We start from the raw sequence: 17,585 nt of genomic DNA, 5'->3' as shown, positions 1-17,585 counted from the left end.
GAAAGCGATGACCTTATTTAGGTCATCGCCGAACCGTCACCTCACTCCTGTTTAAAGCGACGCTCCAGTTCTTTTAGTTTTGCTTCAAAATCATCTTCGTCTGCTTGCGTGTCTTGTTTCTCTTCAGCAGGCTCTTCTTTCTTTTCTTCCTCAGTGAAAGGATGAGACTGTGACGTGTTCTGACCAAAAATTTGGTCGAGTGTCCCTTTTAACAGATCTAGATTTTCACGCATCGCGAACTCATATCGTTTGTTCTGCATCTCATCGAGCTTGAGTTTCATCTCGAGCGCACGACGTTCAAGTGCATCCAATTCACGCTCTCCTTCATCAATCAAGCCTTCAAAATAACGGTACTGTTCTCCGTAATGTTTCGACTCGAGCGCTGCACGCTCTGCCAACTTCTCTTCATTAGCTTGTTTCGCCAGCTCTGTCTGTTCATATCGCTTATCCGCCATTTTCTTGGCATCGTCACGTTTTTCAGCAAGTTCTGAGAGTAGTGTACGTTGACGTTCAACAAGTCGCTCAACAGACAACGCTTCCTTCTCCGCTCCACGGATATGACGGTTCAATTCCGCTTCTCCGCTTGAACGTGGCATCTCTTTATCTTGATACTTCTTCACTTCTTTTGAAATCTCTTTCGTCAACTCATTCGCTAATTCACGAAACTGATCAAACGGTGTCTTCATGGTGAATCCTCCTTATGAAATCTTAACGACGATTAACAAATTTCTGCCACACTTGATCGAACTGTTGGAAGCTGCTACGGCCAGCACGAGTTCCATCCGCATCTAAAATCTCGACATCCGGATCTCGTTTTTGTCCCGTATACATCATATACCCTTTAAATAACAACCATGCCACAATCACTCCGACGAGTGCCCAAATGTTCGAGAGCATCGTCCCAATCCCGACGACAGCAAGGATTCCGAAACCAACTTTAGCACCGATGTGTGTCACAGCCTGAAAACGGACCCCAGCCCAAAGCGTCAAGAGAGCTCCTAATCCGAACAAAATCATATTCGGTAAAGCACCGATTAACACGAGCACTAGAGCGATCCCGGCCACGATGAACAGCACCTTCTTCACTTGGTGATTCATCTGTCATCCCTCCTTATTAAGTACACTCTTATCATAATACGTTATTTTGTATAGGTCGACGAGCGGAAGGCTTGTTTCGCCTCGGTCTTTAGACTGAGATGTTACCGTTTTCAAATATTATGGTAAACTTATGCTATCGAACAATGAAAGGATGATGTTTTATGAGCAACATGATGCATGCACGCCACCTAATGTCAGCGAATCGGAGGGCTGTCGTCCTCCATCATTAAAAGGAGGATTCTATTTTGTTTCAACAAACTGAAACGGGACGTGTCACGGCACAGTTCCAACATCTTTATACGGTTTCCATCGGAGAGAAAGGTTATATGTGCGGAGTCTCCGGAAAATTTCGACATGCAGCGACGAGCGAACGGGATTACCCGGTCATCGGCGATTATGTCATGATTCAAGTTCGCGAACATGGTCAAGGTACGATTCACCATCTCCTTGAGCGTCGGACCGTTCTATCACGAGCGGCTGCCGGCAACGAGACACGTGAACAACTGATCTGCGCGAACGTCGACTACGTCTTGATTACGATGGCGTGTGGACACGACTTCAACATCCGCCGACTAGAGCGCTATACGTTAGCCGCTTGGGACACAGGCGCCATTCCAATCATCGTCCTGACGAAGATCGACCAAGTCGACTCCGTCGACACATTGCTTGAAGACATTCAAGTGAGCGCACCCGGGATTCAAGTATTCCCCGTCAGTGCCGTGACGGGAGAAGGTGTGGCTGAACTTCGTCACGCGTTACCGAGCGAGAGCACGATTGCATTCGTCGGTTCGTCCGGAGTCGGAAAGTCCACACTGACGAACGCCCTCGCCCACGAGGCACTCGCCGTCACACAAACCGTTCGGGCACAAGACGAGCGTGGGAAGCATACGACGACACACCGCGAACTCTTCCGAATCGATGATTTATACGTCATCGATACACCGGGGATGCGAGAATTCGGACTATGGGAAGGAAGCGAGCATCTCGAGGACACGTTCCGTGATATCGAAGCGCTTGCCGAGACGTGTCGTTTCCGCGACTGTTCACATCAGAAAGAACCGGGCTGCGCCGTCCAAGAGGCGCTTACGAACGGTACGGTAGATGCGAAACGTTACGCGAGTTACCTCAAACTCGAACGAGAACTTCTCTATATGGAGAAGAAACAGGCAGAACATGCACGAGTGTTAGAAAAGAAAAAGCACCGGTCATAAAGATTAAGAACTGTGAGCTTCTCATAGTTCTTTTTTATACGATTTGACAAGCTATTTCACCAGGCGTAAAATTGCCTTGTACTTAAAAAGTTTCCTTAGGTAAACAAATTAACCATCAGGCAAAAGAAAGAAGGATATGTCATGTTGAACGAAGTCGAATCGCCTCGAACACATCACTCGATATCTCAAAAAATGAAAACACTCCTCCCATTTCTAGGTCCGGCTTTTGTCGCTTCGATTGCTTATATTGACCCCGGAAACTATGCGACCAATATTGCCGCAGGTTCTCAGTTTGGTTACTTGCTTCTATGGGTGATTTTAATTGCAAACATCATGGCCGGTTTGATTCAAACGTTATCTGCCAAAATCGGAATCGCGACCGGAAAAAATTTACCTGAGATTTGTCGAGATCGCTTCTCTCGGAAAACTGCCATCTTTTTATGGATTCAAGCCGAGTTGATGATTATGGCAACTGATTTAGCCGAGTTTGTCGGTGCCGCCCTCGGAATCTACCTGGTGTTTGACGTAACACTGATTCAAGCCGCACTCCTCGCAGCGGTCGGTTCCTTTGCGATTTTAGAAGTGCAACGACGTGGCTACCGACCTCTCGAAACGGTTATAACAGGTATGCTACTCGTTGTCGCTCTTGCATTCGCCATTCAAACGTTCAGTGCTCAACCTGAAATGAAGCCTCTTTTATCCGGTCTCTTAATTCCTCGTTTCGATGGCACTGAGAGTATTTTACTGGCTGCCGGAATATTAGGTGCAACCGTGATGCCGCATGCCATTTACTTACACTCTGCGTTGACGCAACGACGGATCATCGGAAAAGATACGGTGGCACGAAAGCGAATTATGAAATTCGAACGAATCGATGTGATGATTGCAATGATTTTTGCTGGTGCGATCAATGCGAGCATGTTAATTATCGCTGCTGCTGTCTTTTATAAGAACGGTATAATCGTAAATGACTTGGAGATTGCCCACCAGCAGTTCGATTCCTTTTTAGGTTCACCGATTGCTATGCTGTTCGGGATTGGATTAATGGTCGCTGGACTATCAAGCGCATCTGTCGGTACGTTGGCTGGAGATGTCGTTATGCAAGGTTATATTCAAAAGCATATCCCGATTTACGTGCGTCGTCTAATTACGATGACCCCACCGCTCTTACTCATTTTGTCTGGCGTCAATTTGTCAAACGCTCTCGTTTGGAGTCAAGTCGTTCTTTCGTTCGGCATCGCGTTTGCCCTCGTCCCCTTACTTCTCTTTACGAGCAACAAGCAATTGATGGGCGGACTGGTGAATCACCGCTTCACAACATGGATCGGTTGGGGAATTACAGCGATTGTCATCGCATTAAATCTCTTTTTGATTCTCCAAACTTTTGTCTAATCTCTAAATCAATAAAACAAGCGCAGGCCGATGTGGCCTGCGCTTATTTTATACAGTTCCCTGCAAAATCCCTTCCGCCCACTCGACTTCATCTGATGTCGGAGGTTTCGTTCCTTTAAGCGGATAATCTAATCCAAGCGCCTCCCATTTGTAGACGCCCATTTCATGATACGGCAAGATTTCGACTTTCTCGACATGGTCTAGCTTCTGAATGAACGCGGCGGTGCGACGAAGCGCACCTTCTTCAAGCGTCCACCCAGGAACGAGGACGTGGCGAATCCACATTTTTGTTCCGCGCTCGGAAAGATGTTCGGCAAGCGCGAGCGTGTTGGCATTGCTACGACCCGTTAGCTTTTTACACATATCGTCATCGATATGCTTGATATCGAGCAAGACAAGATCGGTATGATCTAAAATCGCATCCAAATTAGGAGGACGGAGCGCACCGGACGTATCGAGCGTCGTATGGAGCCCGTGCTTTTTCGCTTCACGTAGTAGCGCCTCTAAAAATTCGGGTTGCGCGAGTGGATCGCCACCAGAGATGGTGATGCCACCATTCGATGCTTCCATGAACGGACGGTAGCTGAGCGCCTCTTGAATGACGTCTTCAGCCGAGCGGTGATTATTCTTTTTGAAATCCCACGTGTCCGCATTATGGCAATACAGGCAACGTAACGCACAACCTTGTAAAAAGACGATGAAGCGAATACCAGGGCCGTCAACTGTTCCGAATGATTCGACCGAGTGTACATATCCCATTGTCATCGAAATGACCTCCTAACGAATGAGCGACCTTCCTAACGAAGGCCGCTAAGCCTTTATTTACAACGAACCGTGGAACGTACGGTTGATTACATCAATCTGTTGCTCACGCGTCAATTTGATGAAGTTGACTGCATATCCAGATACGCGGATTGTGAGCTGTGGATACTCTTCTGGATGTTCCATCGCATCAAGGAGTGTTTCACGGTTGAAGACGTTGACGTTCAAATGATGTCCCTTATGCTCTCCACTCATATAACCGTCGAGAAGTGCCGCCAAGTTGAGTTCACGTGCGATTTCTTCTTTTCCGAGTGCTTTCGGTACGATTGAGAACGTGTACGAGATTCCATCCTGTGCGTGCTCAAACGGAAGTTTCGCGACTGATGAAAGTGATGCAGCCGCACCTTTAGTATCTCGTCCATGCATTGGGTTTGCTCCAGGAGCAAACGGTTCACCAGCACGACGACCGTCTGGCGTGTTCCCAGTTTTCTTACCGTAGACGACGTTTGATGTGATCGTGAGTACCGATTGTGTGTGAAGCGCGTCACGGTACGTTTTATGTTTCCGTACTTTTTCCATGAATGACTCGACGAGTTCGACAGCGATCGCATCGACACGGTCATCATTGTTTCCGAATTTCGGGAAGTCTTCTTCTGTTTCGAAGTCGATGATGATTCCTTCTTCGTTACGGACCGGTTTAACGTTCGCGTATTTGATTGCCGAGAGACTGTCGGCCGTTACCGAGAGACCAGCGATTCCACAAGCCATCGTCCGTAAGATTTCTGGATCGTGAAGCGCCATTTCGATTCGTTCATATGCATATTTGTCATGCATGAAGTGAATGACGTTGAGTGTGTTGACGTATAGTTCTGCCAACCAGTCGAGTGTACGGTCGAAATCGGCATATACTTTTTCGTACGTGAGTACATCTTCTGTGTTCATTTCCCAAACCGGGGCAATTTGAGCGCCGTTCTTCTCATCGCGTCCGCCGTTCATGCTATAAAGAAGGGCTTTTGCCATGTTGGCACGCGCACCGAAGAACTGCATTTGTTTCCCGATCTTCATCGGTGATACACAACATGCGATGCCGTAGTCGTCGCCGAATTGTGGCATCATCAAATCATCGTTTTCGTATTGAATGGCCGACGTTTCAATCGACATTTTCGCACAGTATTGTTTAAACCCTTCTGGAAGTTTCGTTGACCAAAGGACAGTCAAGTTCGGTTCCGGAGCTGGTCCAAGGTTTGTGAGTGAATGCAAGAATCGGAACGAGCTCTTCGTGACGTTCGAGCGACCATCTTCACTCATCCCACCGATTGATTCTGTTACCCATGTTGGGTCACCTGAGAATAATTCGTTATAGTCCGGCGTCCGTAAGAATTTGACGATCCGAAGCTTCATGATGAAGTGGTCGACGATTTCTTGGACATCTGATTCCGTCAAACGACCAGACTCGATATCACGCTCTGCGTACACATCAAGGAACGTGGAGACGCGACCGAGTGACATCGCCGCACCATTTTGTTCTTTGATGGCTGCGAGATAGGCCAAGTACACCCATTGATACGCTTCTTGCGTGTTTTCCGCAGGACGACCAAGGTCAAACCCATAAGCCGATCCGAGTTGCTTGAGCTCTTGGAGGGCACGAAGTTGTTCATTCAGCTCTTCCCGCTCGCGGATGTCCGATTCAGATAAGAATCCGCCGCGTTTTGCCAAATCTTTTTTACGTTCTGCCATCAAGAAGTCAATCCCATAGAGAGCGACGCGACGATAGTCCCCGATGATGCGTCCACGACCGTAAGCATCCGGAAGACCTGTGATGATTCCCGACTTACGAGCGGCCCGCATCTCAGGCGTATAGGCATCGAAGACACCTTGGTTATGTGTTTTACGGATTTCTGAGTAAATTTTTGTGATTTCTTCATCTGGTTCGAAACCATATGATTCGAGTGCGGCATCAACCATACGAATACCGCCATTCGGGTGAATCGAACGTTTGAACGGTTCATCCGTTTGAACGCCGACAACTTTTTCTAACTCTTTGTTTAAGTAGCCTGGTCCATGCGACACAATCGTCGATGGTGTGTGTTGATCGACGTCCCAGACGCCTCCACGTTCACGTTCTTCTTTTGTAAGTTCCATCACACGATTCCACAGAACGTTCGTCGCTTCTGTCGGACCTGCTAAGAACGTATCGTTCCCTGTGTATTCATGACGGTTCAAACGGATAAACTCACTGACGTTTACTTCATTCGTCCATTGACCAGGTACAAAACCTGACCATGCGGATTTGATTTCGGTTGCCATGTTGATTCACTCCTCATTCTCGAAAGTAACTGCCTGCTATCTATACTTGAAGTGTACGTGAAAACGTGAACAATATGTTTTACATTATTGTGAAACTTGTAACAATCTTATGAACGTGATAAAACAGCCGTTTTTGAAAGCGTTTTACAAACTGTTATATTCCTTACTTCATAAAGTTTGAAACAGATGAATCCCTGTTAGATAGGGTTTCAATTTCATCTGTACTATTTTGATTGTTCTGTGACTAACTATACAGTTTTTAGAGTGATTTAACTCACATCACTCGGTTAGAACTTGAATTTTCGTGTCGTATCAGACACAATGAAGGCAGAACATTGTATAAGAGGAAGGGGTTCTACTTATGACGTACGAACCATTAACAACAAACAATACCTTTCAAGTCGGCGATCGTATCTCATTGAAGGTCGACGAGGCAGGTGAAAAGCGTGACGGATTTATCACAGAATTTGAAGATGGAGGGTTCTGGATTCGCTTTGACGATGACATCGAAAATGAAGATTTTATCGATTATCGCGACCAACTACTCGCTGCACTTGAGTCGCGTCCAATGAATGTCATCACGACACACCCGGAACTGAAGCCGTTCGAGCAAATGACGACCGAGTTACAGTATCGTGTCTATCAAGGATTCACGATTGAACAAGTTAAATTGACAGAAAAAGGTGCGGATGCCCACATCCAACTCATTGAGGACGGTCAAACGTTTACACAGACGTTACGTTCTACAATGGAAGATGATCAGGAGCATGTTCGCTATATTTGACGAGGGAGCGCTTTCGCTTCCTTTGTTTTTGCCTAAAGATAAGGAGACCGATTATGAATTTTACAAAACCTTTTATTAACGAAACGTGGGAACGGATGGGCTTTAACGAGCCGATGCCGGTCCAAAAAGAAGCGTTTCCCCTACTATTAGATGGAAAAGACGTGACAATCGAAGCACCGACGGGAACGGGTAAGACGCTCGCCTATTTACTTCCCGCGATTGAAAAGATTGATCCGTCGAACGATCGTATCCAAGTCGTCATCGTCGCCCCGACTCGTGAACTTGTCATGCAGATTCAACAAGTCGCACAGCGCTTCACTGAAAAAGGCGACGTCCGCATCGGTTCATTCATCGGCGGTGTCGAATTGAAACGCCAAATCGACCGGATCAAGAAAAAGCCGCATTTGATTGTCGGGACACCGGGTCGTCTCGTCGAGTTGATTGACAAGAAAAAACTGAAGCTTCACGAGACACATACCGTTATTTTAGATGAAGCCGACCAAATCATCGACAGCGGTTTGACAGAGGCCGCAGAACGAATCATCAAGCATACTGCGCATGAGCGTCAGCTTGCACTCGTCTCGGCAACACTCACCGATTCACTCAAAGAGTGGTCATCACCATTCATGAACGAGCCGGCTCATATCAAAATCGAACGTGCTGTCAGCGATCAAGTGACATACGGCTATCTGTTGACGACGCGTCGCTACAAACCGGAACTCCTTCGTCGTCTTTCACACGTCGATGGCGTGAAGGCACTCGCCTTCATCAACAACCGTTCGTTCTTGCCACCTCTTCGAGGAGAATTAGAGAAGTTGAAAGTGAACTATCGGATGCTCGACAGCTTGAAAGGAAAACGTGAACGCGTCGAGACGCTCCGTGAATTCCGTAAAGGGGAATACCCGCTCCTCATCACGACCGGCCTCGCGGCACGCGGCCTCGATATTGAGGATGTGACACATGTCGTCCATTTCGACTTACCGGAATCAATCGACGACTTCATTCACCGTTCAGGCCGTACCGCTCGCGGTAGCGCAGCCGGAACCGTCCTTTCCCTTGTGACGACAGACGATCTCCCACACTTGAAATCATTCGCACGTCAGCTCGGTGTCGAGTTAAAAGAACTTGAGATTTATCGTGGCGACGTGATTGAGAAACGGATTGAGGAGAAGCCTCCTGTCGTCAAACGTCCTGAGAACAAGCGAGGACCGCGCCGATGAAAAAAGACCGGAAAGTAATTCCCTTCCCTTTGCTCGTCGAAGAGTCCGAATTGCTTGCCGAACTGAAAAAGTTATATGAGCAAGCGGCTCTTGCGCGAAGCACACAGTGGACGAACTATATTCAAGAGATCGCGTCGGAAGGGACTTGGCATTTAAAAGACGCTGAGCTCTTCCGTGACCTCTTCATCGACTGGGCCGTCTTCTTTGAGACGGACGAGGACGGTATGACGCCCCACGGTCGCTATTTGACTGACCATAAGGGCGACATGTCACCTGCCCTCTATCACGCACTCCGTGGACTTGCTGTCCCGCGTTGCAGCATTTTTGAAGTGACCGAAGACGGTCAGTTAAAAGACTGGGAGTCAAAAGAGACATATGCTGTTCAGTTACCGGAAGAACGTGAGACCGGCGACCTCGTCCTCGGGAAGTTACTCGATATCCGAGGCAGCTGGCGCTTCGGTTCGGCGTTCCTCGCCTTACCCGCGAAAATGTCTGGTAATGTTGTCGATCTATATATCGACTTTACGGATGAAGTCGGTCCCGGTGCCTTTTTGGAGCAGTTCCCAGAGTTCTGTGCGGAACTGATCGACTTGTTACTTGATTTAGAAGAAGGCGTCATCATCCCGAAACCGACTAAATAAAGGGGCCAGATTTGTATGCAATCATCGCCTCACTATACTTATGGGTGCAAGTTCAGTATTCCAACACTAATACAAAGAGCGGGTATGCCAAGACCCGCTCAGATTTTATGAGACTCCGAAATCAATCGGGGTCTGTTTTATTTCCCAAAGGCTGCTGAACATGATCCAATCACAGATGAAACACCGAAGAAATCTAGCAAGGCTTCGCGCGCATCTGGTCCTGCATCTTTAGCGGCGAGTCGGACAGCTTGTTTAAGTGACGCTGTCTTACTTAATTTATCCTCTCGTGACATCTTATAGTATGGTTTGATTGCTTTAACAAACTTAGTGGCGCCACCGACAGATTTCAAGGCAGACTTAATTTTGAGGATTTTAGCTGGAGTAAAATTGACGACGATTGCAGTTCCGACGGCCCCTACACAACCTGCAATTGAACCTATACTAGCCATTCGAACATCCGATAAACCTTGTCCCTCTTCTAAACCGAGCGGGAAACTCACTTCATTCTCAAGGTATGTTTTAATGGCTTCCTCGCCTTGCATAATCACTTCATCCGGCATATTCTCGATTGCAGTTAGGATCTCAATTAACTGTAAATCCTGCTCATTCAAACCATCAGCAGCGTTAGCTGAACCTACTGGTATGAGTGAGGCAGACAAAACAAGTACCATTGCCATCATAACTGATACAATTTTTGATTTTATGGACAATTTATCTCTCCTCCTTCGTTTTCACTCCAAATTTAAGCACTGCAGCGATCAGAAAAATCGCAATGGTTATAACCGCTTTACTATTCTCAGACAATCCATCCACAAAAAAGTGTATAACGGTAATGGCTGCGAGGAGTAGGATGTAAATCCACTCTTTAGTCGAATTTTTCATATATATGACCTCCCATTCACTCGCAAAATTAACATACTAAAATTTGGAATGTAAGCCCGGAAAAGATGTTCTAAGGAGTAAGACATATGTCTATATTTAGAAATGTAAAAAATAAAAAAGCGGACAAACTTGTCCGCTAGAATGTTGATGAGGCATCCTCCCCGTTATAGCAGTGAAGAAACGTTATCGTAGCGGTCATCACTAGTAATGACGCTGACTCACGCTTCGGATGGACCCCATCTTTGCATATTTTTATCTGACATATACGTCAATCTGTTTGAGCATGTCACGCGCTTCTTCATTTTCAGGCGTGATTGCCGCGCTTGAGATTTGTCTCCCATCCTCGTATACATCGATAACGACACCGTCCTTCGCTTGGCGCGTTTGGTACAGGCGACCATTTACGTAAGAGGCATGATCCACCGAGTCGAGAACTATCCGAGTCGTTTGTTTCCCGGTGTTCAAGTCGATGACGACTTCCTCGCCGCCTTCATTTAATGCGATCAGGTTGTGGCCTGACACTGTATGATCCCAAAAGCCTTGGCCTTCAACCAATTGAACAACTTTCCCCATTTTTGTATCGTAAGCGAATAGTCCTGGCATCGCGTCCTCAACATGGATGTCCTCTTCCCCTTCTCGGATGACTTCGTGAGAACTAACACTGACTGGAACGTATCGTGTTTCTGTCAGCCGAGTATCTACATCAGTAGCATAAAATCGATTCGTATGCATGACACCGGTGATAAATCCTTTGTCCATACTCAATTCTTTGACGGTCACATCATTCATCGTCTGGTTGAACGTGGCGAGCATCGTTTTTGTTACCTCGCCATATCCGTCCCGATAGATCAAATTTAACTGGCCGTCCTTAATAAAGATACCTGCCCACCACCCTGTCATGATCTCATAAATTTGACGTTCCTCGGCATCGAACGTATAAGTCGATAGCTCTTTTCCTTCTACTTGTTCAAATACGATGAGCTCTTTCATTCCATCCTGACCGACCCCGATATATCCCTCTTCTGTTTGAATCGATTGGGCATATGTCATTCCGTTCATTTGTCGATGAACCGGGCGTTCTCCCTCATTTAAACGTTCATGATATCGTAGCGCCTCAGCAATATAATTCAAATTTGACGTGATGCGACTCTCATCAGTCGTCACTTCAAACCGCTCTTCTACACTGTCCTCTATGCTATAACTGATCTCAACCACTGCGTCTGTCCAAACAGATGGATTCGAATTGATGTCTAACGCCCATTCTGCTTTCGTTTCCGTCGCATCAACAGCAAACGTCCCAAGTCCAATCACGATGACCGCACCAAGAGCGGCCACATTCCACATTCGTTTCATTTTCTCACCTCAAACATTCAGTTTCGTCTGTAAAGATCGTCCGCCTAACCAAATCGTCACACCTGCCCATGCTATCAACACCACACCGACATATACAATCGTCTCATCATAAATCAGGTAATTATCCAAAAACGCGTAGCCTAAAATCGGAATAGTTAAGATGACAACTAGAATCGATAAGCTAAGTACCGGTGACCACAACGTCCGTTGCCAGAAACTTCGTTCAATCAACACAAATGCGAAGATGAAGAGCACAGCGATCGTGATCATCAATTGATGAATGACAAAATTAACGAGTGAAGAAGGATACATCATAGACAGTATTGCCTGGTACGATAGTGCTTGTTCAAATGACCCTTGCATCGGAATCATCTTATCTTCGAACCAACTTGTAAACGCTATGTATTGCAACTTAAGGGCAATCCATTCGACAGCGAACAACCCGAACGTCATCATTAATATGGTAGCGAGTTTGGCGAAAAAAATGGTCATTCGTTTTTGTGGCATCGTGAGGAGTCGCATCATGAACGTCCCTCGTCCTTGAAAATCGCGATACCAAATCCATACGCTGTACAGTAACACGGCAGCAACGGCAATCCCGAGGGATAAAAGATATGGAGTTCCGTTCAAGTAACTGACAAACATCAATTGATAGTCTGCATTCCCTGCACGACGTAACTGCTCGTACAATTGTGTCTCGCCCCATAAAAAGTAGCCGAGATATCCAAACTGGACGACGAGGAGACCGGTGACTAACATCAAGAACGGTTTCGTGACACGCTCGACTTCCCAACTCAATAGTTTCAATAGATTCATGCCCCGTACTCCTCTCTCATCACATCGACGATGGACTTACCATGAATGAAACGGACATCTTCGACATCAAACTCACGGACGATGCGTCCGTTATTCAACATGACCGCCTTGTCGATCAAGTACTCGATATCTTCAATCTCGTGTGTCGTAATGAGCACGCCCCGGTTCTCCATGACCTCACTCGAAAACAGTTCAACAATCTGTTCTTTCGAAAAGACATCGATTCCTGAGAACGGTTCATCGAGTAATAAATAATCCGGGTCTTGGGCAATGCCGAGTGCAAGGTTCGCTTTGGCGAGCGTCCCTTTCGATAACTCGCTTAACTTATCCTCCGGGAACAATTTAAAGTCTTCGACGAGACGAGCAAATAATGCCGAATCAAATGTCGGATAAAAGTCTTTCATAAACGCCTCACATTGCTCGATTGTAAAGTGAATCGGGAACATCGCATGGTCGGCGACGAAAGCGACACGGTTCAAATCGATCGGTTTTCCATCAATCAATACCGAACCTTTATCAAAAGGTGTCAATCCCATGATGCCTTTCAATAACGTCGATTTCCCTGTTCCGTTCAGTCCGATGAGACATGTGATTTCCCCTTTATTCGCTGTGAACGAAACGTCTTCAATGACTTGTTTTTTGCGATAGCGCTTCTTAACTCCCAACACTTCGATCATCGTATATTCCCTCCTTGTACTGTCGTTTGATTTTCTCGACAAGTTCGTCTACCGAGACGTCAAGCTCTTGAATCGATTCCACAAATACAGCGACCGCGTCATCTACAATCTCAGAACGAATGTGTTTCAAGATGGCGTCATCTGTCGTCACGCGACTCGGTCGATTTCGTTCGGTCGTAATCAATTGTTGGTCCTCCATTTCCTTAAACGCTTTTTGAACCGTGTTCGGATTAATTTTTAAATCGTTCGCTAGTTCTCGCCGGGATGGCATCTCATTCCCGGCCTTTAGTTCACCGAGTGCCATCTTCTTCTTGAAGTAGTCGACGACCTGTAGATAAACCGGTGCCCTCGTATTGAATTGCATGTTCATCACCTTTCTAAGTGTATGACATGGTTAATACACTTTCTAACTGTATTATTAGTGTAATACACTTCTGCGTCAATCTTTTTTTCAATTTTTCTCCAAATAAAAAACATCTGACACGTGCGTCAGATGTTGAAATGTTCAGTCAGAACACGATATCCGCCCCTCTTTTCGGATCGATTTGTTGAAGATACAGATCTTCCCCGGGCCAGTACCGGCGCTTATATTTCGCAAGTCTTTTCGCCGGATCGCCGAGGTATGTATCACGGTTCAATACTCGCTCATAACGAACCTCGCGTGGGCAGTCGAGATAAATCACATAATCGAAATAAGGACGCCATTCCGGTCGCTGCAAAAAAATCCCCTCTATGACGACTGTATGAGCAGATGACACATCAATCTTCTCTTCTGCGATGACATCTCGTTCATACACGTAACGAGGTAATTTTAGTTCGGTAATCCCATTCCTTAATGGACGAAACAGTTCACACTCAAGACGCGATACGTCCCATTGTAGAGCATAATACTCGGTCGGTTCAGACTGTCCGGTCTCATAGCGCTTTGCACGTTCGACGATATAGTCATCGATGTGAAGAACATAAACACTCGGATCATTGCTCAAATGTGAAACGCGCGTCGTTTTGCCCGCTCCGCTCAGTCCATCAATCGCTACGACAAACGGTCGATTCCCTAAGTGCATCGAACGTGCTGCATGGATGACTTCTAATGTGTTCATACCGTTCCTCCCCACACAAAAAAGTCAGCTCACGTATGAGCTGACTTTAGTTTACCAGAGTACCCAACCACGCGCTCCAGGAGGCGCACTCTCAATCAAGTGCCAGATTGGAACGGTGTATGCAAATGCGATCAAGACGAATGTCACGGTGATCCATAGTTTCCAATTCTCGAAATAACGTGGTGTATCCATCGCTGCTTCCTCTGTCTCAGCGAGCGGGAATTCTTCTTCGCCTTTCGGTGCGAGGAATGACAAGTTGAACATCGAGTAGACGAAGATGAGAACAGAGATGAACAAAATTGTTCCCCCGATTGCCATCATGACGTGATATGGGATCCATTCACGTGTCAACGCATCCGAGAAATAAGTTGCCGGACCCGTACGACGTGGGTTCCCGTTTAATCCTGAAATATGCATCGCATACGACATGATAGACATACCGAACGCCCACGTTCCTGCTTGAATCAAACCAAGTTTGTTCATCGCCTTCGTCAACGTGCGACCACGAAGGACTGGTACGAGCCAATAGGCCGTCCCGAAGAACGTCAAGGCAACAGCCGTTCCGACGGTGATGTGGAAGTGTCCTGTGACCCAAAGTGTATTGTGGACCATCGCGTTCAATTGGTGCGAAGCGTTGATGATCCCACCTGCGCCGGCAGGAATGAAGAACAACATCCCGACGAATGGTGCAAGGAAACGAACATCGCCATATGGCATTTTCTTCACCCAGCCGAACAACCCTTTTGCACCAAGCGCACGTCCACGAAGTTCGAACGTCGCAAAGAGCGAGAATGCCGTCATAAACGAAGGAATGACAACTAAGAACGTCAAGATAACTTGAACGAACTTCCAGAACGGCTCAATCCCTGGCTCTGTCAATTGATGGTGGAATCCGACCGGGAATGAGAAGAGTAAGAATAACAAGAATGCCATTCGCGCCAACGCATCAGAGAAGATTTTTCCGCCGATTACTTTCGGTACGACCGTATACCACACAATATATGCCGGCATGAGCCAGAAATACACGAGCGGGTGCCCGAAGTACCAGAATAATGTACGGGATAATTCAATACCGACTGTATCTTTCCACCCGAGTGAAAGCGGGAGGAGTTGGAATAAAATCGTCGCTGCGACACCGAGTGTCGCGATGACCCAAAGTAGCATCGTCATAATACTCATGTAAGCCGGGAGTGGTGGATGAACCCCTGGGTTATCACGTTTGTAATCTGCATACATCCGGAACATCGCGAACGAGGAGAACCACGTTCCGACTACGAACAGGACGAGTCCGACATAGAAGAGCGGATCTGCCATGAGCGGTGCATAAAATGTATAAAGTACAGTCCCTTTATTAGCAAGAATCATCACAGTGATCATGACAGCACCGATAATCATCGTCCAAAAACCGAGCCAAGCGACACGGGTCGGGAACGATTCAAAGCGACCGAATGACTTCGCAAGTAGCGCATATAATAGACCGATGATGAACATCGTTGTGAAGACGATACCGAGCATGATTCCGTGAGCTGTTAGTAACTGATAATATCCAAAAATTTCAGGAATGACACCGGTCCGAATTAACGTCTGCATCAAACCAGCCAACGCACCAATCAAGACAGCGAGAATCGATACAAGAACGTGACCGTAAGCAAGACGCGCTTCTTTCGCTCCAATACTCGGAACCGGAACTCCACGCTCCATCTCCCATTGCTTCAGTTTAGATGATACATCGTTCATTTACTCCACCACCTTGATTTTAGTCGACATCATGTGATGTCCTGTTCCACAATATTCGTTACAAAGAATCAAAAATTCTCCAGCTTCCTCAAACGTGTACGTCAATGAGTTGATATGTCCAGGGACGACCATCATATTGACCGGTGTACCTGTCAACTGAAATCCGTGAACGACGTCCGGTGACGTCACGAGGAACGTCACTTTTGCACCTTTTGGAATTTCGACATTCCCTGGTGTAAAGGTAAATGCTTGTGCAATCATGACGAGCTCGTATTCATTCTCGCCAATTTGATGAAGTCCCGGTTGATCAAACGGAGCCGTCTGATTCACTTTTGCCGGGTCGATCAAATCCGCATCCGATGCAGGTTGATTTCCCGCTGCGAAGGCAGATACCCCTAGAACAGTCAAGAAAACTGCAAGTAAGATAATACCAAACGTAAGCCAATATTTTTCTAATTTATGAATATGCATGACGAGACCCTTCTCCCTGTATGTTTATCGAGTAACAAATAAGTAAAAGACCGAAGACCACATGGCGATGATGACACCTGCGACAATCATGACCGATGTAAACGTTCCTTTAAGATTTGGTTCTTGCCCATCTTTATGTTCCACGTGTAAAACCCCTTTCGCTTGTTTTTCCACCTTTATTGTACGCAATCGCTCAGGTGATAATATGTGACATTTATCACTTCAAAAGTGACAATCACATCAATTTTGCGTAGTTTCAACACACAAAATTCACATTTTTAAAAAGGAGTCCACAAAAAAACCACCTACACATGAGGTGGTTTACAAACGACATATTCCAGCAGGACAACCCTCGCAGTGACAAAGCTCTTTCAAAAAATCAACATCGTGAATAACGATCGATTTTGCTGTTGTACTGATGACTCCGTCTTTTCGCCACTGGCTGATCAAACGGTTCACCGTCTCGCGCGGAGCTCCAATCAATTGCCCCAGTTCTCCATCGGACGGATGACGAGGAATCACAATGGTATCTTCTTCCTCTACACCATGCATGGCCGCCATCCGCAGTAATGTCGAGCCCAGCGCCCCTGGCTTTCCGTACAATAATAAGTCGCGGACTTTCATTTCCGAGTGCTTCCGCATCATCGATGTCCAGCGTAAAATTTCTCCAGCAAACCGAATATCGCGTTGCATCAGTGATTCTAGCTCACGTTTCGAAATCGTTCCAATTGTACTTTCTTCTGTCGTCTCGATACTGTATGAACTCGGGAAAGTTTCCACGATATCGAACTCACCGAAGAAATCATCTGGTCCATACATGAACATGACGAGTGGATTTCCTTTTTTCGTGATTTTCGTAAATTTAACAGAACCACTCTTTAAGTAAAAGAACTTATCACACTTCTCACCTTCCCAACACACGATACTTGCTTTTGGATGATGCTGAATCGTCATCATTTCAAGTAACAGTTGTTTCGTTTCATCTGAAAATACAAAACTGTTCGGCTGAGTCGTTCCACATTGCATTGACATAAGTCGTTGCTCCCTCCACATTTCATTCGTCCGTTCCATTTATGACTTTATTATACAAGAGTGTGACAGGAAGAATCGTAAAAGTATGTGACATTTCAAACA

Annotated in this window: 19 protein-coding genes; 5 read left to right on the top strand and 14 right to left on the bottom strand. The window is 46.4% G+C overall.

From position 1 onward, the window contains the following. Positions 1-41: 41 nt before the first annotated feature. On the bottom strand, positions 42-686 hold the full coding sequence (locus KNO76_RS09750; RefSeq protein WP_026826764.1) for a PspA/IM30 family protein: 645 nt from the start codon (positions 684-686) through the stop codon (positions 42-44). A 22-nt stretch (positions 687-708) separates the two neighbouring features. Continuing rightward, positions 709-1,098: a lmo0954 family membrane protein gene (locus KNO76_RS09745; protein WP_214703932.1), complete on the bottom strand. Its 390-nt coding sequence runs from the start codon at positions 1,096-1,098 to the stop codon at positions 709-711. Positions 1,099-1,343: 245 nt separating this feature from the next. Here KNO76_RS09745 and rsgA point away from each other — a divergent pair, with 245 nt between their 5' ends. Together rsgA and KNO76_RS09735 are read left to right on the top strand one after the other, a co-directional pair. Continuing rightward, positions 1,344-2,309 (top strand): ribosome small subunit-dependent GTPase A, encoded by a 966-nt coding sequence (gene rsgA, locus KNO76_RS09740; RefSeq protein ID WP_214885133.1) that lies wholly within the window; start codon positions 1,344-1,346, stop codon positions 2,307-2,309. Positions 2,310-2,423: 114 nt separating this feature from the next. Continuing rightward, the gene (locus KNO76_RS09735; RefSeq protein ID WP_268745959.1) at positions 2,424-3,701 is read left to right on the top strand and encodes an Nramp family divalent metal transporter; all 1,278 of its coding nucleotides are present in this window, start codon (positions 2,424-2,426) and stop codon (positions 3,699-3,701) included. A 48-nt stretch (positions 3,702-3,749) separates the two neighbouring features. Here KNO76_RS09735 and pflA read toward each other — a convergent pair whose 3' ends face one another. After that, complete coding sequence (gene pflA / locus KNO76_RS09730) at positions 3,750-4,466, bottom strand: pyruvate formate-lyase-activating protein (RefSeq protein WP_026826768.1); 717 nt, start codon at positions 4,464-4,466, stop codon at positions 3,750-3,752. 57 nt (positions 4,467-4,523) lie between these two features. Next, positions 4,524-6,758, bottom strand: a complete 2,235-nt coding sequence (pflB, locus tag KNO76_RS09725) for a formate C-acetyltransferase (protein WP_483297392.1) — start codon at positions 6,756-6,758, stop codon at positions 4,524-4,526. A 373-nt stretch (positions 6,759-7,131) separates the two neighbouring features. Here pflB and KNO76_RS09720 point away from each other — a divergent pair, with 373 nt between their 5' ends. From KNO76_RS09720 to KNO76_RS09710, 3 genes are read left to right on the top strand one after another with little or no spacing between them, the layout of a single operon-like run. Continuing rightward, positions 7,132-7,554, top strand: coding sequence for a hypothetical protein (locus KNO76_RS09720; RefSeq protein WP_214885126.1), 423 nt, complete (start codon positions 7,132-7,134; stop codon positions 7,552-7,554). 53 nt (positions 7,555-7,607) lie between these two features. Next, entirely contained in the window at positions 7,608-8,774 is a 1,167-nt protein-coding gene (locus KNO76_RS09715; protein WP_034771232.1) for a DEAD/DEAH box helicase, read from the top strand. Beyond that, a complete protein-coding gene (locus KNO76_RS09710) occupies positions 8,771-9,415 on the top strand; it encodes a hypothetical protein (RefSeq protein WP_026826772.1) in 645 nt (214 codons plus the stop codon). The genes KNO76_RS09715 and KNO76_RS09710 overlap by 4 nt, the downstream gene beginning before the upstream one ends. Before the next feature lie 137 nt (positions 9,416-9,552). Here KNO76_RS09710 and KNO76_RS09705 read toward each other — a convergent pair whose 3' ends face one another. The 10 genes from KNO76_RS09705 to KNO76_RS09660 all read right to left on the bottom strand — a co-directional run bounded on the left by KNO76_RS09705 (position 9,553) and on the right by KNO76_RS09660 (position 17,483). Beyond that, positions 9,553-10,125 carry a hypothetical protein gene (locus tag KNO76_RS09705; RefSeq protein ID WP_214885124.1) on the bottom strand — a complete coding sequence of 191 codons (573 nt, stop codon included), beginning with the start codon at positions 10,123-10,125 and terminating at the stop codon, positions 9,553-9,555. 424 nt (positions 10,126-10,549) lie between these two features. Further along, positions 10,550-11,650 carry a hypothetical protein gene (locus tag KNO76_RS09700; protein WP_214885122.1) on the bottom strand — a complete coding sequence of 367 codons (1,101 nt, stop codon included), beginning with the start codon at positions 11,648-11,650 and terminating at the stop codon, positions 10,550-10,552. A gap of 9 nt (positions 11,651-11,659) precedes the next feature. After that, positions 11,660-12,466, bottom strand: a complete 807-nt coding sequence (locus tag KNO76_RS09695) for a hypothetical protein (RefSeq protein WP_214885118.1) — start codon at positions 12,464-12,466, stop codon at positions 11,660-11,662. Further along, entirely contained in the window at positions 12,463-13,143 is a 681-nt protein-coding gene (locus tag KNO76_RS09690) for an ABC transporter ATP-binding protein (RefSeq protein WP_214701112.1), read from the bottom strand. Before KNO76_RS09690 ends, KNO76_RS09695 begins: the two co-directional genes overlap by 4 nt. Beyond that, positions 13,121-13,513, bottom strand: a complete 393-nt coding sequence (locus KNO76_RS09685; RefSeq protein WP_214703921.1) for a GntR family transcriptional regulator — start codon at positions 13,511-13,513, stop codon at positions 13,121-13,123. Before KNO76_RS09685 ends, KNO76_RS09690 begins: the two co-directional genes overlap by 23 nt. Positions 13,514-13,652: 139 nt before the next feature. Continuing rightward, positions 13,653-14,243: a kinase gene (locus tag KNO76_RS09680; RefSeq protein WP_214885116.1), complete on the bottom strand. Its 591-nt coding sequence runs from the start codon at positions 14,241-14,243 to the stop codon at positions 13,653-13,655. 51 nt (positions 14,244-14,294) lie between these two features. After that, the gene (locus KNO76_RS09675) at positions 14,295-15,980 is read right to left on the bottom strand and encodes a b(o/a)3-type cytochrome-c oxidase subunit 1 (protein WP_251125182.1); all 1,686 of its coding nucleotides are present in this window, start codon (positions 15,978-15,980) and stop codon (positions 14,295-14,297) included. Continuing rightward, entirely contained in the window at positions 15,981-16,451 is a 471-nt protein-coding gene (locus tag KNO76_RS09670; protein WP_026826780.1) for a cytochrome c oxidase subunit II, read from the bottom strand. It abuts the gene before it with no gap. Positions 16,452-16,475: 24 nt separating this feature from the next. Further along, complete coding sequence (locus KNO76_RS09665; RefSeq protein WP_224863290.1) at positions 16,476-16,595, bottom strand: cytochrome c oxidase subunit 2A; 120 nt, start codon at positions 16,593-16,595, stop codon at positions 16,476-16,478. A 177-nt stretch (positions 16,596-16,772) separates the two neighbouring features. Then, positions 16,773-17,483: a Crp/Fnr family transcriptional regulator gene (locus KNO76_RS09660; RefSeq protein ID WP_026826781.1), complete on the bottom strand. Its 711-nt coding sequence runs from the start codon at positions 17,481-17,483 to the stop codon at positions 16,773-16,775. Between the last annotated feature and the right edge of the window lie 102 nt (positions 17,484-17,585).

The organism is Exiguobacterium sp. s101 (genome assembly GCF_018617835.1).
In the GTDB taxonomy this organism is placed as follows: Bacteria; Bacillota; Bacilli; order Exiguobacteriales; family Exiguobacteriaceae; genus Exiguobacterium; species Exiguobacterium marinum.
The sequence above is the reverse complement of the archived record's forward strand: the minus strand, read 5'-3'. Positions and strand labels throughout refer to the sequence as shown.

Coding starts and splice junctions, on each gene's coding strand:
- KNO76_RS09680 (WP_214885116.1), bottom strand. CDS start 14,243: ATGAACACATTAGAAGTCATCCATGCAGCACGTTCGATGCACTTAGGG.
- KNO76_RS09750 (WP_026826764.1), bottom strand. CDS start 686: ATGAAGACACCGTTTGATCAGTTTCGTGAATTAGCGAATGAGTTGACG.
- KNO76_RS09700 (WP_214885122.1), bottom strand. CDS start 11,650: ATGAAACGAATGTGGAATGTGGCCGCTCTTGGTGCGGTCATCGTGATT.
- KNO76_RS09685 (WP_214703921.1), bottom strand. CDS start 13,513: ATGAACATGCAATTCAATACGAGGGCACCGGTTTATCTACAGGTCGTC.
- KNO76_RS09690 (WP_214701112.1), bottom strand. CDS start 13,143: ATGATCGAAGTGTTGGGAGTTAAGAAGCGCTATCGCAAAAAACAAGTC.
- KNO76_RS09745 (WP_214703932.1), bottom strand. CDS start 1,098: ATGAATCACCAAGTGAAGAAGGTGCTGTTCATCGTGGCCGGGATCGCT.
- KNO76_RS09670 (WP_026826780.1), bottom strand. CDS start 16,451: ATGCATATTCATAAATTAGAAAAATATTGGCTTACGTTTGGTATTATC.
- KNO76_RS09720 (WP_214885126.1), top strand. CDS start 7,132: ATGACGTACGAACCATTAACAACAAACAATACCTTTCAAGTCGGCGAT.
- KNO76_RS09675 (WP_251125182.1), bottom strand. CDS start 15,980: ATGAACGATGTATCATCTAAACTGAAGCAATGGGAGATGGAGCGTGGA.
- KNO76_RS09710 (WP_026826772.1), top strand. CDS start 8,771: ATGAAAAAAGACCGGAAAGTAATTCCCTTCCCTTTGCTCGTCGAAGAG.
- KNO76_RS09695 (WP_214885118.1), bottom strand. CDS start 12,466: ATGAATCTATTGAAACTATTGAGTTGGGAAGTCGAGCGTGTCACGAAA.
- KNO76_RS09715 (WP_034771232.1), top strand. CDS start 7,608: ATGAATTTTACAAAACCTTTTATTAACGAAACGTGGGAACGGATGGGC.
- pflA (WP_026826768.1), bottom strand. CDS start 4,466: ATGACAATGGGATATGTACACTCGGTCGAATCATTCGGAACAGTTGAC.
- KNO76_RS09660 (WP_026826781.1), bottom strand. CDS start 17,483: ATGTCAATGCAATGTGGAACGACTCAGCCGAACAGTTTTGTATTTTCA.